The organism is Clostridium saccharoperbutylacetonicum N1-4(HMT) (assembly GCF_000340885.1).
GTDB lineage: Bacteria > Bacillota > Clostridia > Clostridiales > Clostridiaceae > Clostridium > Clostridium saccharoperbutylacetonicum.
The window spans coordinates 2,507,123-2,525,006 of record NC_020291.1; the positions used below are offsets into that span (position 1 = coordinate 2,507,123).

Annotated in this window: 19 protein-coding genes and 1 pseudogene; 16 read left to right on the plus strand and 4 right to left on the minus strand. The window is 29.6% G+C overall.

The genetic code is table 11. The features are described 5' to 3' along the window. Positions 1-82: 82 nt before the first annotated feature. Positions 83-1,099 carry an NADPH dehydrogenase NamA gene (namA, locus tag CSPA_RS11100; protein WP_015392359.1) on the plus strand — a complete coding sequence of 339 codons (1,017 nt, stop codon included), beginning with the start codon at positions 83-85 and terminating at the stop codon, positions 1,097-1,099. A 279-nt stretch (positions 1,100-1,378) separates the two neighbouring features. Here the strand turns inward: namA and CSPA_RS30980 are convergent, their stop codons facing one another. Beyond that, a complete protein-coding gene (locus CSPA_RS30980) occupies positions 1,379-1,588 on the minus strand; it encodes a CPBP family glutamic-type intramembrane protease (RefSeq protein ID WP_157228415.1) in 210 nt (69 codons plus the stop codon). 47 nt (positions 1,589-1,635) lie between these two features. Between CSPA_RS30980 and CSPA_RS11105 the strand changes: the two genes are divergently transcribed. The 11 genes from CSPA_RS11105 (at position 1,636) to CSPA_RS11150 (ending at position 11,954) form a co-directional block, all read left to right on the plus strand. Then, positions 1,636-2,553 (plus strand): LysR family transcriptional regulator, encoded by a 918-nt coding sequence (locus CSPA_RS11105; RefSeq protein ID WP_015392360.1) that lies wholly within the window; start codon positions 1,636-1,638, stop codon positions 2,551-2,553. An 80-nt stretch (positions 2,554-2,633) separates the two neighbouring features. After that, positions 2,634-3,566 (plus strand): NmrA family NAD(P)-binding protein, encoded by a 933-nt coding sequence (locus CSPA_RS11110; RefSeq protein WP_015392361.1) that lies wholly within the window; start codon positions 2,634-2,636, stop codon positions 3,564-3,566. A gap of 232 nt (positions 3,567-3,798) precedes the next feature. Beyond that, on the plus strand, positions 3,799-4,629 hold the full coding sequence (locus CSPA_RS11115) for a methyl-accepting chemotaxis protein (RefSeq protein WP_015392362.1): 831 nt from the start codon (positions 3,799-3,801) through the stop codon (positions 4,627-4,629). Between the two features lie 470 nt (positions 4,630-5,099). Next, entirely contained in the window at positions 5,100-5,426 is a 327-nt protein-coding gene (locus tag CSPA_RS11120) for an ArsR/SmtB family transcription factor (protein WP_242838584.1), read from the plus strand. A gap of 279 nt (positions 5,427-5,705) precedes the next feature. Beyond that, positions 5,706-6,701 (plus strand): NADH:flavin oxidoreductase, encoded by a 996-nt coding sequence (locus tag CSPA_RS11125; protein WP_015392364.1) that lies wholly within the window; start codon positions 5,706-5,708, stop codon positions 6,699-6,701. A 417-nt stretch (positions 6,702-7,118) separates the two neighbouring features. After that, positions 7,119-8,945, plus strand: coding sequence for a sugar-binding protein (locus tag CSPA_RS11130; RefSeq protein ID WP_015392365.1), 1,827 nt, complete (start codon positions 7,119-7,121; stop codon positions 8,943-8,945). A 332-nt stretch (positions 8,946-9,277) separates the two neighbouring features. Beyond that, on the plus strand, positions 9,278-9,877 hold the full coding sequence (locus CSPA_RS11135; RefSeq protein ID WP_015392366.1) for a hypothetical protein: 600 nt from the start codon (positions 9,278-9,280) through the stop codon (positions 9,875-9,877). Between the two features lie 77 nt (positions 9,878-9,954). Continuing rightward, complete coding sequence (locus tag CSPA_RS30090) at positions 9,955-10,092, plus strand: hypothetical protein (RefSeq protein ID WP_015392367.1); 138 nt, start codon at positions 9,955-9,957, stop codon at positions 10,090-10,092. Positions 10,093-10,129: 37 nt separating this feature from the next. After that, on the plus strand, positions 10,130-10,576 hold the full coding sequence (locus tag CSPA_RS11140) for a hypothetical protein (protein WP_015392368.1): 447 nt from the start codon (positions 10,130-10,132) through the stop codon (positions 10,574-10,576). 90 nt (positions 10,577-10,666) lie between these two features. Beyond that, positions 10,667-11,005 carry a GNAT family N-acetyltransferase gene (locus CSPA_RS11145; protein ID WP_015392369.1) on the plus strand — a complete coding sequence of 113 codons (339 nt, stop codon included), beginning with the start codon at positions 10,667-10,669 and terminating at the stop codon, positions 11,003-11,005. Between the two features lie 271 nt (positions 11,006-11,276). Next, the gene (locus tag CSPA_RS11150) at positions 11,277-11,954 is read left to right on the plus strand and encodes an HD domain-containing protein (RefSeq protein ID WP_015392370.1); all 678 of its coding nucleotides are present in this window, start codon (positions 11,277-11,279) and stop codon (positions 11,952-11,954) included. Between the two features lie 156 nt (positions 11,955-12,110). Here CSPA_RS11150 and CSPA_RS11155 read toward each other — a convergent pair whose 3' ends face one another. Together CSPA_RS11155 and CSPA_RS29545 are read right to left on the minus strand one after the other, a co-directional pair. Beyond that, the gene (locus tag CSPA_RS11155; RefSeq protein ID WP_015392371.1) at positions 12,111-13,397 is read right to left on the minus strand and encodes a glycoside hydrolase family 16 protein; all 1,287 of its coding nucleotides are present in this window, start codon (positions 13,395-13,397) and stop codon (positions 12,111-12,113) included. Between the two features lie 333 nt (positions 13,398-13,730). Further along, a pseudogene (locus tag CSPA_RS29545) lies at positions 13,731-13,907 on the minus strand (DUF3867 family protein); the annotation flags it as partial. Positions 13,908-13,984: 77 nt separating this feature from the next. Here CSPA_RS29545 and CSPA_RS11165 point away from each other — a divergent pair. Next, positions 13,985-14,518 (plus strand): dihydrofolate reductase family protein, encoded by a 534-nt coding sequence (locus CSPA_RS11165; RefSeq protein ID WP_015392372.1) that lies wholly within the window; start codon positions 13,985-13,987, stop codon positions 14,516-14,518. 117 nt (positions 14,519-14,635) lie between these two features. Beyond that, positions 14,636-15,547 carry an alpha/beta fold hydrolase gene (locus CSPA_RS11170; RefSeq protein ID WP_015392373.1) on the plus strand — a complete coding sequence of 304 codons (912 nt, stop codon included), beginning with the start codon at positions 14,636-14,638 and terminating at the stop codon, positions 15,545-15,547. Positions 15,548-15,674: 127 nt separating this feature from the next. Here the strand turns inward: CSPA_RS11170 and CSPA_RS11175 are convergent, their stop codons facing one another. After that, complete coding sequence (locus CSPA_RS11175) at positions 15,675-16,043, minus strand: ArsR/SmtB family transcription factor (protein WP_015392374.1); 369 nt, start codon at positions 16,041-16,043, stop codon at positions 15,675-15,677. Between the two features lie 312 nt (positions 16,044-16,355). Here CSPA_RS11175 and CSPA_RS11180 point away from each other — a divergent pair, with 312 nt between their 5' ends. Both CSPA_RS11180 and CSPA_RS11185 read left to right on the plus strand, forming a co-directional pair. Beyond that, positions 16,356-16,748 (plus strand): VOC family protein, encoded by a 393-nt coding sequence (locus tag CSPA_RS11180; RefSeq protein WP_015392375.1) that lies wholly within the window; start codon positions 16,356-16,358, stop codon positions 16,746-16,748. Positions 16,749-16,943: 195 nt separating this feature from the next. Beyond that, the gene (locus CSPA_RS11185; RefSeq protein WP_015392376.1) at positions 16,944-17,774 is read left to right on the plus strand and encodes a 4Fe-4S binding protein; all 831 of its coding nucleotides are present in this window, start codon (positions 16,944-16,946) and stop codon (positions 17,772-17,774) included. Positions 17,775-17,884: the final 110 nt, after the last annotated feature.

The window sequence follows — 17,884 nt, forward strand, 5'->3', positions numbered from 1 at the left end:
AAAATATCACTACTTTCCTAAGTATATCATAGGTGCTATAATTTCAACAAGCAAGAAATATAATAAAAAGGAGATTAAAATTATGAAAACTTTTGAAAATTACAAATTAAAAAATATGAACTTAAAGAACAGGATAGTTATGCCACCAATGTGTATGTACTCATCTGACGAAACTGGTATAGCAAATGATTTTCACTACACCCATTATGTAACTAGAGCTATTGGTGCTGTAGGGCTTATAATTGTTGAATCAACAGGAGTAAGTGAAAATGGAAGAACAACAGACAGAGATTTAGGGATTTGGGATGATAAGCATATAGACAAGCTTAAGAAAATTGTTGATGGTGTCAATAATTATGGTTCTAAAATTGCAATACAATTAAATCATGCTGGAAGAAAATATACAGGAACTGCTAGCCAAGCTGTAGCTCCAAGTGCAATTAAATTTGATGAAAAAAGTACAGTTCCTAAGGAATTAACTAAAGATTATATTAAAGAAATCGTACTGAACTTTAAAGAAGCAGCTAAAAGAGCAGATAAAGCTGGCTTTGATGCTATTGAAATACATGGGGCTCATGGTTATTTAATACATCAATTCTTGTCTCCATTATCAAATTTGAGAGAAGATGAATATGGAGGAGATATAAAAAATAGAACTAGATTTCTTAAAGAAATACTAGAAGCCGTAAGGGAAGTATGGCCAAAGGAAAAAACAATTATGCTTAGAGTATCAGCTTATGATTATAAAGAGGGTGGAATTACTATAAATGATATGGTGGAAATTATAAATGAAATAAAAGAGTATATTGATATAGTGCATGTAAGTACTGGAGGTTTAATTCCAGTAGAAATAAGTGCATATCCAGGATATCAAGTTAATTTTGCTAGTACAATTAAAGAAAAATGTAACATTCCTACAATAGCTGTTGGATTAATTACAGATGTCAATATGGCAGAGGAAATAATATCTAATGGAAGAGCAGATTTAGTTGCAATAGGCAGGGAACTTTTAAGAAATCCATATTTTGTATTAAATGAAGCAAAGGATAGAAATTTAGATATCAATTATCCAGAACAATATAAAGCTGCTTTGAAATAATAGACGAAAGTAAAATTTCTAATTTATTGATATGATAAATTGGAGAGTAATTTATTAAAAATGAATATATAATTACAACATGGAACTTACCATATACAAATTAATATGGTAAGTTTTTTGTTAGGTATGTTTTAATAATATATAACTTTTGTTTTTAATTTGAATACACTTTTAAAGAATTTTCTGGTGCTTTTCTTTTTGCTAAGGAATAAACTAAATAAATCAATAATGATATTAAAAGGATAATCATATTTGATATAAATCCAATAACAACCTCTGTTATATCAAATGAATGATGCAATGAAGTAAAATACACACAAATACGCTTTTTGATAGGTCTCTTATAACTGCTAATGCAATAGAAAAAGCAAGAGTACCAATAAGAAAAGAATTAAAGTTCGTTTGAGATTGACTAGTAGCACCCATAAACCATAAAGGTAAATGCCAGACACCCCAAATTACGCTTACGTTAATTTGAACAAACTTCAATATATGGTATAATTAAGTGAGGAAATTTGGAATAAATAGGTGGGAAAATGTTAAATCGTAAGATAAATTTTTTTATTAGTGTTGTAGAAAATGGAAGTTTTTCTAAGGCAGCAAAGCAGTTCTATTTGTCTCAATCGGCAATTAGTCAGCAAATTAGCCAGCTTGAAGAGGATTTGGGAGTGTGTTTATTTAATCGTAGCGGGTATCGTCCGATTTTAACAGAACCAGGAAGATATTATTATAATGAATGTAAAAAAATATTAGAACAATATAAAAAAATAGTTGAAGCAACCAAGAAATATGATGTTTCGAAAAATAGAAAACTAAGAATTGGAATAACAGGTCCTCTTGAAAATAAACATTTACCAATTATTATTAAGGAATATAAAAGACAATATGGTGATTTAGTGATTGAGTTAAAGAAAATTAAGTTTGAAAGTGGAGTAAACCAGTTACTAGAAGAAAAATTGGATATTTGTTTTGGAATTACAAATGATTTTAAAGGAAAAGAAAATATAAATACTGTGAAGTTATTAAAACATAATGTATGTGTTGTTTGTTCAAAAGACCATCCTTGGGCAAATAGAAAATCGGTAAATAGTATAGAAATAGCTGAGCAGCCAATTGTATCTTTTTCAAAAAGCATGGGGAAAGGATTTTATTTGGATTTTATAAAGTCCTTTGAAGAAGATGGAATTATGCCTAATATAGTACAGGAAACTGATGAATTAGAAGAATTGCTATTGGCGGTTAAAATTAATCAGGGAATTGCTTTAACCTCTAGAGAAGTAGTTGACGAAGATAGTGGTATTTGTATACTTGATATTGATAATACACATCATAGTGCAGAGTTCTGTATGGGATATTTAAAAAAGAATGATAATGAATTTATAAAAGCACTAGTGGATATTACTGCAGATTATTTTAGAACTATTATAAGTAAAAATAATGGTGTTTATAAGTAAAAACTAACTATTTTCTTTATTATAGTTGTACTATTATATAAGCATAACAATTGTTAAGAATTTAACGTGGAGGGTATGCTATGTCAAAAATTATAGTAACAGGTGTAGATGGAAACTTTGGCGGAGAAGTGGTTAGGAATATAACTAAATTAGTAAAAAAAGAAGATCTTATATTAACATGTCCTTTTTCAAAAGGGTTAGAAGCATTTGAAAAAGAAGGGTTTGATACAAGAGTAGCAAACTTTAATACATATGAAGGCTTAGAAGCTGCCTTCAAAGGTGGAGATGTGATTTTAATTATTTCAGCTCCATTTGTAGGTGAAAAACGTCAAAATGCGCATAAAAATGCAATTGATGCTGCAAAAGCTGCTGGCGTAAAGAAAATAATATATACATCCCTTGTAAATGCAAGAGATCCAGAAAACCCAAGTGTTGAGAAAATAGATCATGCTTATACAGAAGAATATGTTTTAAGTTTAGGAACGGATTATATTTTCCTTAGAAATTCTCAATATGCTGAAGCGATGATTACTAGTTATTTAACTTCAAATGGAGTTATGGTAAGTTGTCAAGGTGATGGAAAGATGTCGTATATTTCTCGTAAAGATTGTGCATTAGCAGCAGCTTATGCCTTAACAAAAGACGACCTTCATAAAAAAATTCTTAATATAAATGGACCAGAATCTTTAACTTTACATGAATTTGTTGAAATTGGTAATAGAGAAACTGGTATGAAGGTTACTGTTAAGGATACTACTGAAGAAGAAGTTTACGCAGCCTTTGATGCAATTGGAGTTCCAAGAACTACAGGTGGTAAGTTCCTTGATGGCTCTCCAGCACCATATTCAAGTGATGGGATGGTAACCTTTGCTCGGGCAATACGTCTTAGCAAAATGGATGAATTTACAGATGATTTTGAAAAGTTAACTGGAACAAAGGCTAGAACAGTTGCAACCATGTTTGCAGCGCATGATGATTATCAAGTTGGAAGAAGAAATTCTACGGATAATTAATAAACAAGAATTTACAACAAACTTAATTACAAAGTTAAATTTGTTGTAAATATTTTTTTGTTCAAAAGAGTTAGGGATAAAATAAACCACGTATATATTCTTTTAGATACAAAATTTTATATAGAAATAATTATTAGTATATAAAATTCTTACATTAGTTAAAGCAGAGTTGTGATACATGTGAGAACCTAGTATAACAGCTTAAAATATAAATAGTTATGAGGAGAAAGTAATGATTGATGAAACTTTAGAAGAATTAATAAAAATGGCTCCGATGTTTCAGTCATTTTTAAATCAAGATATTGGTATAGCCATATCTGATACTACAAAATATCTTTTGGTTCTTAATGGAGATAAGGTGAGGTTTACCTTTAAAGAAGGTGATACAATGCTGAGCTTAGGCTTTCAGGATATGCTTGATGAAATAATAAGAACTAAGAAAACAACAACTACAATAGTCCCTAGAGAGGTTGCAGGTATCACACTGAGATCAGTTATTAATCCTGTGCTTAATTCTAAAAATGAAGTTGTGGGATTATTCAGTGTAACGCTAAATATAGATAAAGTAAGTCAAATTGAAGAGGTGTCAGAGGATCTTACAGCATCAATTGAGGAGACAAATGCTTCTATACAGGAAATTGCGGCAGGTGCAAAAAATCTAAATAATATGGTTAGTTCTATCAAAAATAATGCAGTTGTTGCAGAGGAGAGCATAAAGTCTGGAAGTAGCGCTATTGAATTAATACAAGCAATTTCAGCTCAATCTAATTTACTTGGTTTGAATGCAGCTATAGAAGCTGCAAGGGCTGGTGTCAATGGACAAGGATTTTCAGTTGTTGCTACTGAAATGAGAAAGCTTGCTGCTCAGAGTAAAGAAACGGCTATAAAAGTAGCTGATTCACTTCAGCAGATTGAAAAGACAGTAAAAGAAGTACTAGCTGATGTAAATGATGCTGGACAAATTTCTGATAATCAATATATAGCTACAAGTGAAATATCTAAATCTATTGAGGTAATAACTAATAGGGCAATGGATTTAGTTAAAATGTCAAAGTTTGATTAAAAATATATAAGTGGATTAAAATAGAATTAAAAACATAAGAAAGAGTAATAAATAAATTGGCGAACTAGCTGAAATTAAATTTATTACTCTTTTCGATTTTTATTATATAAGTTCTAATTAAGATTGTACATTTCAATTCAAGAAATCCTGAAGGAAAAGTGAGAATCGAAAAAGAGAATTAGTTCTTGGTTGCAGGAATGTTCCGTATTGTGGAAAAGCCACTCTTTTCAGATGTGCATAGCTGCTTTTGTGGGTGCGTAAAAAATGATCTTAATTGCAGATAAGTTCCGTATTGCAGCATAGCTGCCCTTTTTAGAAGTGCATAGCTGCTTCTTTTATATGTGTACATTTCGTTATTCGAACTTTCTCTGTGAGCTTCGCCATTAATTGATAATTTGAATATATATTGCATTTTACAAAAAGTATATGATAATATTAATTTAATTATATAAAGTAGAGTCATTAAAGGAATGAGAACAATGGATGCAGTAAAAATTTTTAAAGCATTAGGAAATGAAACAAGATTAAATATATTATTATGGTTAAAGGATCCAAAGAAAAATTTTGATCCACAGATACATTTATCAGTAATGGACGATTTTCCAGGTGGTGTGTGTGTAGGTTCCATAAGAAAGACTGCTGGCTTAAGTCAATCAACTATATCAGGGTTTTTATCAATTTTAGAAGATGCCCAGCTTATAGAATCAAGAAATATTGGGCAATATACATATTACAGAAGAAATGAAGAAACCATAAAGGAAATATCTAAGTGGATTAAAATTGAATTAGAAGTATAATGAAAGAGTAATAAATAAATTGGCAGAGTTTGCTAAATTTTATTTATTACTCTTTTTAATTTCTATTGCATTAAAAGTTTGAATGTGTTAATCTGTATTTAGCGATTTAATTAATCGGTAAATACAGATTAATTAAAATTCTAAATCTAGACTAGTAGAAATGAAATAAAACTATGTATTTTTTGAAAAATTATAGGAAGACTTATTACAAAGCATTTAAAAATTACATTGTAATTTGAGAATAGGTATTAAAATAAAGCATAAGGGAGAAGTGATAAAATGTCACATTTAAGTAAAGGCTTAGAAAACTGTAAATTAGAATTAACAAACAGATTGGTGTTTCCTCCAATGGCAACTGCAAAATCAGATAATGGAATGGTAAGTAAGGAAATGCTAGATTATTATGATGAAAAATCTAAAGGGGGTTATTTTTCTTTAATTATTATTGAACATAGTTATATAGCACCTCAAGGAAAGGCTAGCAAAGGCCAACTTTCTATAGCTGAGGATTGCAATATGGAAGGATTAAAAAAATTAGCTGAAGTTATTCACAAAAACGGTTCGAAAGCTATAATGCAAATTAATCACGCAGGGAGTGCAGCAAAAATGGAAGTGACAGGATATGAAAATGTAAGTCCTTCTGCGATAATTAATCCGCTTATAAAATCAGATCTTCCAAAAGAACTTACCAAAGAAGAAATTAAAGAAATAATTGAATATTTTAAAGTAGCAGCAAAACGTGTAAAAGAGGCAGGCTTTGATGGTGTAGAAATACACTCAGCTCATTCATATCTTTTGGATCAATTTTATTCACCAATAACAAATAAGAGAACTGATGAATATGGTGGGGATGTATTAGGCAGAATTAAAATTCATTTAGAAGTTATAAATGCAGTTAAAGAAGCTGTAGGTAATGATTTCCCAATTCTTCTTAGACTGGGAGCTTGTGATTATAAGGAAGGAGGAACAACAATTGAAGATAGCAAAATAGCAGCTGTAGAATTCCAAAAAGCAGGAATAGAAATATTGGATATCTCAGGTGGATTATGCGGTTATATGGTTCCTGATAAGGTTAACGAGCAAGGATATTTTTCAGAAATTACAGAAGCTATAAAAGAAGTCGCTTCAATGCCAGTTATATTAACTGGTGGAATAACTGAACCAGAAGCTGCAGAAGAATTAGTGGCTTCAGGAAAAACTGATCTTGTAGGTATTGGAAGAGCAGCCTTTAAGGATTCAATGTGGGCAAAAAATGCTATTGAAAGTCTTAAATAATAAAAAAATTAAAGTTACAAGGTTTTAATAAATATAGTTGGTTATAGTAAAGTTTATAGGTAGAAATAAAAAAGTGAAGTTCCTTTAATGAGAACTTCACTTTTTGTTTTAAAAATTAAATATTAATTTTTAGTTAATGATATAGTAATTTAAGATATAAGTTCTGATTTAGAGTGTAACTCTAAATTCAAGAAAATCTGAAGGGACTTCGACATCCATTCGTAAGTTTTACAATATATACTACAATTTATATATGATAGCAAATATTTATGTTGGAAAAAAGAATTGTTCAAATTTTTAAATGGGATATATTGACATATATGTAAACGTTATAGTATTCTATTGTTAGATAAACCATATAGCAATTAAATTCTCTTATGGTAAACATTAAAAATATAAGAAGGAAGTAGATATTTTATGAAAAAAGAAAAAAAGAAGTTTCGAAAAAGTGTATTTATCATGTTGGTTGCATCTTTAGTATCTACAAATTTTATCCTTTTACCTACTACTCGAGCCTCTGCAGCTACAATTAATCAAGATGGACTTGTTAAAGTAATTGTAGATGGGAAAGGCTTTGATCCTCAGGGAAGAATGGTGGCCAAATTCGGATCGCCTAAAATTGATGGCATAATTGATGACATGTGGAAGGCTGCACCAGTTGTTACGCCAAAATATGTGTCAGGAAACCTTGATACATCAGCAGAATTTAGAGCTTTATGGGATGATAATGCTCTATATATTCTTGCACAAGTTAAAGATAAAAATTTATCTGTGCAATCTGGAACTCCATATGCCCAGGATTCTTTAGAACTCTTTTTAGATGAGAATAACGACAAGACACATGATTATGGCATAGATGATTTACATTTTAGAGTGAATTATGAAAATACTCAATCTGTAGATGCTGGAAATATTGAGAGGTTGTATACAAAAACTCAAATGACTCAGGATGGATATGTAATAGAAGCAAGAATTGCACTTAAGTCTGTACCTCAAAATGGTAAGGTACTTGGACTTGAATTACAGGTTAATGATGCAAAGGGAGCAGATAGAGCAAGTACCATTAATGTTTTTGATTCAACAGGTACTGCATGGAATGATACAGCTAAGTTTGGTGGCATATTGTTAACAGGCAGGGATAATAATGCTGTAAGTGGTTTGAATCCATACGATTTATTGAGTTTAATTGACAGTACTAAAAAACTTGATTTGACAAACTATAAAAATGCAAATATATTAAATGATAGTATAACAGCTGCAAAAGAAGTACTTGCAAAGGAAAATGTTACTCAAAAGCAAATTGATGATCAATATACTGCTGTAAAGGCAGCAATGGATAAGCTTGTACTCACAGATGAAGCAGCAAATGCTAAACAATTCAAACCAGTTCCAAATGAATATAGGGTAAACAGTACAAAACCTGGTACAATTGAACAAATGGAATATACAGTGACTAATGAGGATAATAGTAAAACTGTTAAGAAGATGAATGTTTATCTTCCTAATGGATATAATCCTTCTGATAATACTAAGAAGTATAATATTTTATATCTAATGCATGGTGGCGGAGAGAATGAAACCACTATATTTGGTGGTCCAAGCGAGAGCAAGGATCTAAAGAAAATTCTAGATAACATGATTGCAAATGGCAATATTGAACCACTTATTGTTGTTACACCTTCATTTTATACTAATAGTAAAGATGCAGTAAAGGATACTGCCATTTTTAATAAGGAATTGATTAAGTATGTTGTACCTATGATAGAAACTAAATATCATACCTATGCTGCATCAGGAAGTTTAAAGGACTTGAAGGCTTCCAGAAGCCACAGGGCATTTGGCGGATTCTCAATGGGATCAGTAACTACTTGGTATACATTTATAAATTGCCTTGACTATTTTAAATATTATATGCCATTAAGCGGTGACTGCTGGTCATTAGGACAAGGAAATGGAGGAATAAAACCTGTTGAAACAGCACAATACCTTGCAACAGTAGCGAAAAACTCTGGTTATAAACCAACTGATTATTATGTGTTCTGTGCTACAGGTGCTAAGGATATCGCTTATCCTAATTTGAAACCTCAAGTTGATGCTATGATGAAATTAAAGGATAGTTTCATTTTTTCAGCGGATACAACTAAAGGAAATTTCTATTTTATAGTAAGCCCTGATGGGACACATGCTTGGAATTGGGTAGATCAGTATGTTTACGACATATTGCCAGATTTGTTTAAAAACTAGGTAGTAAAAATTTTATCTTAAATGTAGTTATAAATCATAAAAAATGCATCATAGAACTAAGATAATATTTATTATAATTATTGTAGGTACTATTTTTGCGTTAAAAGCGCAAAAGCATTATAAAAATATAAATTTTGAAATATATTTAAATCAAGAGCTGTCTTAAAATAGACTTTATTTTTCTATTTTAAGACAGCTTATTTTATGTTTAGAATGCTGAAAAACTTAATTTATTAAAGTGAAAATTCAGCGATGTAAGTTTTACAATATATGTTATAATTAGTATATGATAGTTATTGTATGTATAACATATATTTTTGGGAGGGATAGAAATGGAACGAATGCCATATAAGCGACCAACGACACATTATGATGAAAGAATTAAGCAAATAGATGAAAAAATTTGTGAATTAATAAATAAACGTAAAGAAAAGTCAGAGAATAATCCTGGTTATCCACCTTTTGAATACATATCTAAATGGGCAGAAAAATTTAATTTATATGAGGATTTATTAAAATCGTTTTTTGGTGCTTTATGGAACGAAAAATTGTATATACCACTAGTTAAACCAGAAGGATTTCGAATGAATTTACCAGTTTTAAAGTCGCTTGAGATAGATGAACACCTTTTTTCTATAATGGCCATACGACAGTATTCAAATTCTAGCGTTGTAAATTTTAATATAGATTGGGATAATACAAAGGATATATCGGAAATTAGTCCACGACATAGTAATTTTGAGATGGTTGTAAGTGAAGAATATGAATGCCGAATGTTAGATGGCTGTGGAGGAGGAGGTCATTTTCATTATAACTTTATTGTATGGCCACCATTACCTGATGATCTTTCAGGAATTGAATTGACTTTTAAAGAATTTACCCCACCATATAGAGATAAGCAAATAGGTAATGACATTGTAATTAGGTTGTAATAATTAATTAAAAATTGACAAGTGAAGTATTTATAAATTATTTATTGGAACAGCTATAGTGAATAGGAGGTATCTTAATGAATACAATGCCGTTTTTTGGACAATTTCTAGCTTCATTTTTTGTTATTATTCCAATAGTTTTAAGTGGTCTAAGTATATATGCACTTATTTTATTAATTAAAGCATTAAAGATTTATATTAATAAAAATTCATAATGTTCTTGTTAAATTCATTAAAAAAGGGCGGTATTGCATGATTAAAAATAACTTAACAGCATTATCTGGGTATATATTCTTGAGATGTTTAACTTTCTTTTCTAATTTTGTTATTGGGTTTAATTCTTCTAAAATTAAGTCAGAGCAAGACTTAATAAATAGAAGGAGTTTTGAGGAAATAAAAATGTGGATTACTTTTATTTTGGTGATAATTTTATATTGTATCTTTGCAAGATTTATTCTAAAAGATCAAGGTAGTAGGATGAAAAATTTATTATCTGTGAGCCTTATATCTGTAGTAGGTTTAATTCTTTGTGTTGGTTTGGCTTTAGGCTATCATAATTTTGAAGCGTTATATTTTTTATATACTTCAGCCTTCTCACCAATATTTCCTACTTATATTAAAGAAGGTGGATTGCTTGTGCAATTGCCATATGCGATAATTCCTTGCATACTTATGGGATTATCAATACGAAATATTTAGTAAGCAACATCAATTAAACTTTTACATCTGCTAAATTTTTGTGAATTGTTGTGTATTAAAGAGAGATAGTCAATAAGGAGGTGTTCGTTTATGATAATACGAAAAATGCAATTTGAAGATATTCCACGATTAGCAATATTATATAAACAATTTTGGAATGAAAATTCAAATATTAAAAAAATGCAAAAACAATTTGAAAAATTCCAACATTATGATACACATATTCTGCTTTGTGCAACGGAAGAAAGTAAATTAATAGGCTCAGTTATGGGTATTGTTTGCGAAGAACTTTATGGCGATTGTAGACCTTTTTTAGTAATTGAGAATATGATAATAGATAAAAATTACAGAAAAAAAGGAGTTGGAAAAGCATTATTTTTAGATCTTGAAAGTATTGCAAAGGAACGAAATTGCACACAAATTATTTAGTTACAGAGACTGACAGATTAGATGCTTGTAGTTTTTATGAATCAGTTGGCTTTAGTCCATCTACCAATAAAGGATATAAAAAAAAGTTATAGTTATATTCACCAAATTCATAAAAGCAGTAGCTAGGAGCAATCCACCACTACTGCTTATTTTTTGTGTAAAATTTTAAATATCATACTTACAGAATATGTTATAATTAATGTATGATGATAAATTAGAACGAATAATAAATAACTTGTATTTTCAATTAGAAATGGAGGAACTATAATTAATGAATATAGGGTTATATAAAAATATTGAAAGCTATATGCTAGAATGTATGAACGATAGTGCCCATGATAAGGAACATATTTATAGGGTTTTATATATGGCATTAGATATTGCTAAATATGAAAATAAAGTTGATATGGATGTTCTGATTATTTCTTGTTTGCTTCACGATATTGGTAGAGAAGAACAATTTAACAATTCGAAATTATGTCATGCTCAAGTTGGCAGTGAAAAGGCATTCAACTATGTTATAAATAATGGTTTTTCTGAAGAAAAAGCTGCTCATATAAAATCATGTATATTAACACATAGATTTAGAAGTGATAACCCTCCGAGCAGTATAGAAGCAAAGATATTATTTGATGCGGATAAATTAGATGTGACTGGAACACTTGGAATTGCACGAACATTATTTTATATAGTACAGGTATCAGAACCATTGTATTCCATCGAGAAAAATGGAACTATATTAGATGGTACAAGTGATAAAAATCCATCTTTTTTTCATGAGTATAAATATAAGTTAGAAAAACTATATGATAAGTTCTATACTAACAGAGGAACTCAAATAGCTAAAGAAAGACAACGCTCTGCCATTGAGTTTTATACAAGTATGTTAAAAGAGGTTAAAGATTGTTATTCTAAAGGTATAAGTGAGCTAAACAATATACTAGAGTAAATATAGATTATAGAAAAGTTAATTCGGATTTTTCTTATTTCACGAACTAAGAGTTATAAACATTTTTATCAATATGTTATCCATAGTAAGAAAATAAGATATAGGCTTTGTTTTATAGGATAAGAGACTCACTATATACGGAGCCTCTTTTATATATTATGGAGTAACTAATCTTGTTGGAAAATCATTTGCATTATAACACATTACTGCATCCCCTCCTGATGTTTTATGTATTTTAAGCATTAATCTTTGATTATTAAATGCAACTTGATCTAAATTATATGAATATACTGTCGGATGATTTCCTCCACCTGTTTTTGATATATCAATAGTTTGAGTTCCTAGTAGCACTTCACCAGTTCCATTACTATTAACTTTGTATAAGTCAACCGCTACATTGGAAATTCCTGGATTATTTGTCCATAATGTAAAATTCCATTTACCTGCATTATATGTTCCATTAATTGTTGGTGTAGTCCATAAATTATTACCTGTACTTATAGTTTTTATAGGCTGCCATCCACTAATGCCACTTTTAACTGTCTGCATATCTTGACTTGCACTACTTACACCATTTACTGGTTGATTAAATAAATACCATGTACTGCTTGGCAAATATGAACCTGTAGGGATATCTGTAGTACTTCCTTGTTGGTATACCCGAACATAATCCACATACATTTTAGCTGGTAAAACAGTTGTTCCATTAGGGTTTCCAGGCCAATTTCCACCTACTGCTAAATTAAAGAGGATAAAGAATGGTTTATGAAATTCATCAGTACCGTTAATATTATTAGCTATATTTGCTTCTAAATATTGAGTTCCATCTACAAGCCATTTAATTGCATTTTTGTCCCATTCAATTGAATAAACATGGTATTGAGTAACATCAATATTTGGAGTAACTTTTCCATATTCAGCATGTCCATTAGTATCCCAGTGAATAGTACCATGAGTATATGGTTCATTATTTATATGTTCCATAATATCAATTTCCCCACATGCTGGCCAGCTCACTTGTGGAATGTTTTCTCCTAGCATCCAGAATGCTGGCCATATTCCTTGTCCAGCAGGAAGCTTCATTCTTGCTTCTACTTTTCCATATGTAAAACTTTTTAATGCTTGTGTTTTCATACGAGCTGAAGTATATCCCATTCCTCCATAAGATTCTTTTCTAGCTTCAATCACAAGATTTCCATTTTCTATTCTTGCATTTTCAGGACGATTAGTGTAATATTCTAATTCATTATTTCCCCATCCACCAGAACCGGTTCCAGTGTCGTAAGTCCAATTTCTAGTATTAATTGTATTTCCATTAAATTCATCTGACCAAGCAAGATTCCAGGAAGTATCCGCTGCTTTTGCCTCTTCCCCTGGTACGATAATTCCAAGCATAGTAATAAAGAATATAGTTGTTGTTGCTAATATTTTTCTTTTTAACATATGATCACCCCTATTAATTTTATTTGTTTATTTGATATTCTCATAATAACTAAATAAAATAAATACATTTTTCTCTAAACATATAAAATAATGCATAAAAAGTAAATTTATTATTTAACCAACTTATTTTCCTAATTTTATTCTTTTTATTACCCAAAATGTCTGTTTAATATCTTCTTTATGATATCTAATACCTCTATTTATTACAAAAATCATTCTTCATTATTAAATGCAAGAAATCCTGTAAGAAAAGTGAGAATCCAATGCATAATAAAAATGCAATATAAAAACTTAGCTTTAAGTTTTTATATTGCATTTTTATCTGTTCACATATTAATATTCATAACTCTTTTTATTTTCACATAAAATAATATTTATCTTTTTATCTTCTATAACCTTTTTATATGAGCATAGGAATTCATTTAGCTCATTGTCATTTAAATCTATATTTTTTTCACTTATTAAGACAATATCTGTATTTTCTAAGAGCACTTTCAAATCATTTTTTTCTTTAGTGTGTCTTAATTAGAATATTGAGGTATAATAAACATTGTTATTTAATGTAGTTAAATGAGGATGGTGAATTAATGAATAAAAACATAATTGTCTATATTGCAACAAGTTTAGATGGATATATTGCAAAGGAAAATGGAGCGGTTGATTGGCTACTTGGTGATAGTAATAATCTAAATGTAGATAACGGATACAATGAATTTTATAGCACAATAGATACAGTTGTAATGGGTAGAACCACATATGAACAAGTTATTAATGAATTATCTCCTGACATTTGGGTATATGAAAGTAAAAAGTGTTATGTAGCAACAACAAGGAAATGTGAGCCTGATAATAGAGTAGAATTCATAACAGAAGATATTACTGGATTTATTAAAAACCTAAAAAAACAACAAGGCAAAGATATTTGGCTTGTTGGTGGTGGAAAGTTAATTGACCAATTTATTAAGCAAGACCTCATAGATAAGTACATTATAACGATAATACCAACTATTTTGGGCAATGGGGTTCCCCTTTTTATTGGTAAAAATCCTGAAATTAAACTTAAACTTATTGAAACGAAAATGGTTGATGGCATGGTTGAACTTACTTATGTTAGAAGATAATTTCTTATAAGATTATGAAATCATTCTTCATAAGATGTTTAGAAATAAAGATTTTGTATTTACTACATTATTGTAAATAATGGCGTAGCGAAGATTAATATTAGGCGAGGTGTTGTTATGATAGAAAAATTAATTCCATTGAAAGATGGAAAGAAGGTGTTTATTAGATATTATAATCAGTTATCTAATGCAGAAACGATTTTGTATCTGCATGGGGGACCAGGTGATAACTGTGAGAACTTTAATTATGCTGCTTATTTACTTTCTAAAAACTTTAATATTGTTATGCTTGATCAAAGAGGTGTTTTAAGATCTGATAGAGTAGAGGAAAATGAACCATTAATTGTTCAAATGCTTGTTGATGATTGCGAGTATATTAGAGAACAATTAAATATTGAACAATGGATTTTAATAGGACATTCATATGGAGGATTTTTAGCATTATTATATGCATATCAATTTTCAAAATCAATAAAGGCAGTTATATATGAAAACCCTAACTGGAGTAGTTTAGAATCCATTAAAACACTTAACCGGAATACATCTAATTATCTTCGTAATATCAATGAGTACGAATTGGCTAAAGAAATTGATTATAAATTGAGTAACTGTAACAATTTTGAAACGCTTGCTAAATTACAAATGGAAATTCCGTGGGAATACCGTAAAGAAGTTTATTATATCAAAGAATGGACAGATGAAATTAAAAGATATTGTTCACTAGAAGATATTTCATCTGATCAATGGGAAAATAGTATCATTCATAGTAAGCGAATTATAGCTGATAAAATTAATATCAATAACTATATTCATTATATAAAAGAAATATCCTGTGGATCTTTATTGATTAAAGGCGACCATGATCCTGTAATAAGTATAGATTTTCAAGATTACTTTGTGCAGAATTCTCTTAATGGTAAATTGGAGATAGTTGAAGATTGTGGACATTTTATTCATACTGATCAAGTCAAAGATTTTTGCAATATAGTTACTAATTTTATAAATGCAAATGAGCATAATGCATGTTAATACGCAAACTTCATAAAAGATAAAATGAAGAGCAGTAGGAACAATCCACTACTGCTTTTTTATTTACATAAAAATAGAGGCAGTTATACAGGAAATGGTCATAAATCCACCTCTAAATAATAAATTATTAATCTTCAATAAGATGGATTAATCCCTGATTAAACACTTGTTTGACATGATCATTAGATAAAGAATAATATACTATTGTACCTTCTTTTCGATATTTAACTAATTTAGCTTGTCTTAGTGTTTTTAATTGATGAGATACTGAAGAACGATTCATATTTATTAGTGAAGAAATATCACATACACACATTTCAGATTTTGAAAGTACATGAAGTATTTTTATCCTTGTTGTATCACCAAATATATTAAACAAATCGGCTAAATCAGATAATATATTTTCTTCAAGCATATCTTTTCTTACTTCATCAACTATTTCATGGTGGATTGCTATGCAATTACAGTTATCTATCTTTTCAACTTCATTAAACATAATAAAAAAACTCCTTTAATTTAATTAGTTGTATATGTGCACACATATACAACTGTTATATAGCAATATATGCATAATGAAAAAAAACGACAATAAATTATTATAGAGATAGTATATGGCATCATTGAGGTGAGCGATACTATCTCTATTATTATATTTAGGAGACAATATTCCATATTTGATGTAGTAAATAAAAAATGTTCTTTGAAAATTGAATAATGTAATATTTACAATTTATGTTATAATTAATTCATAATGATAAAGTATAAACTTAAGATTATATATATTTTGAACAGGAGGGGATTTATTTATATGGGGATACTGTCTAACAGCGTACATACGGGTTTATTTGTTGAAGATATTGAAAAGATGGTGACGTTTTATAGGGATACCTTGGGCTTTGAAACAGATTGGGATGGAGGATCGTTTGTAAATTTCAAAGTGAAAGACGGTGGATTGTTTATGTTTGACAGGAAACAATTTGCTGAGGCAATGAACCAACATTATTATCCATCAATGGGATTTAATCTGACAATGCAAATAGGCATAGGTGTTAAGACTAAAGATGATGTTGATAGAGAATATGAACGGCTAACGGCACTTGGAGTTAAATCACTCACAGGAGAGCCATTTACACAACCTTGGGGACAAAGAAATTTTTGGATTGCTGATCCTGAAGGTAATTACATTGAAATTGGTTGCTGAACTTATGAAGTACTCAATATACAATGTTAGAAGTTGTTTTACTTAGCAATATTCTTATAAGATGTAGCAATAAAATTTTTGCTATTGCTACATTTTTGCAAAGTAATTTATGTAATATTGAGTAGGGATATTATATTAAGTTAAATAGTAAAATTAAATCACGTGTTAGTAATATAAATTAGGGGGATAGAACATATGGACAAACAATATTTAATAAAAACTGCAGAGGACTTTGTTGAGCATTCACAAGATAACTATATAACAAATGAAATAGCAATTTCGGAAAATGTTATAGGAATGAAAATTTTTGATGCTCCAATTTTTGCATTTGGTTCTGTGGCTGATGAATACTTTACATTATTGAAACAACCATCAGTAATTGGGAAACATTTCATGCATCCAAAAGAATGGTTACCACAATCAAAGACTGTTATATCATTTTTTTTACCGTTTAGCGATGTAGTTAAAAAAGGAAATAGAAGGAATATGTCATGGCCTACAGAAGAATGGCTTCATGGACGTATTGAAGGTCAGAGTTTGTTAAATAAGTTGTGTATACATTTAAAGTCTGAATTGACTAATGCAGGATATAATAGTGTCGTACCCAGTATAGATGAAAGATTCTGGTCAAATGCTAATAATCCAAATCACGAAGAAAAATTTACAAGCAACTGGTCTGAAAGACATGCTGCTTTTATATGTGGACTTGGAACCTTCGGGCTTTCTAAAGGACTTATAACCAAAAAAGGTATATCAGGAAGATTTGGTAGTATCATCACAGAATTATATTTATCATCTGATAAGAGAGAATACGAAAATATATACCAATACTGTTCAATGTGTGGTAAGTGCGTAAAAAATTGTCCAGTCAATGCAATATCCATAGAAAATGGAAAAAATCATATTATATGTTCTGAATTTTTGGACAAAACAATGGAAAAACATAAGCCCAGATATGGTTGTGGAAAATGTCAGATAGATGTGCCTTGTGAATCTAGAATACCTAAACAACATAATGTAAAATGAATATTATATTTGCCATTTTAACATTTGTAGTTGCTATATTTGTGTGAATTGTGATGGATATAAATAACAAAATTTAAAGTAGTCCGAATATTGAGTATTGATTAATATGT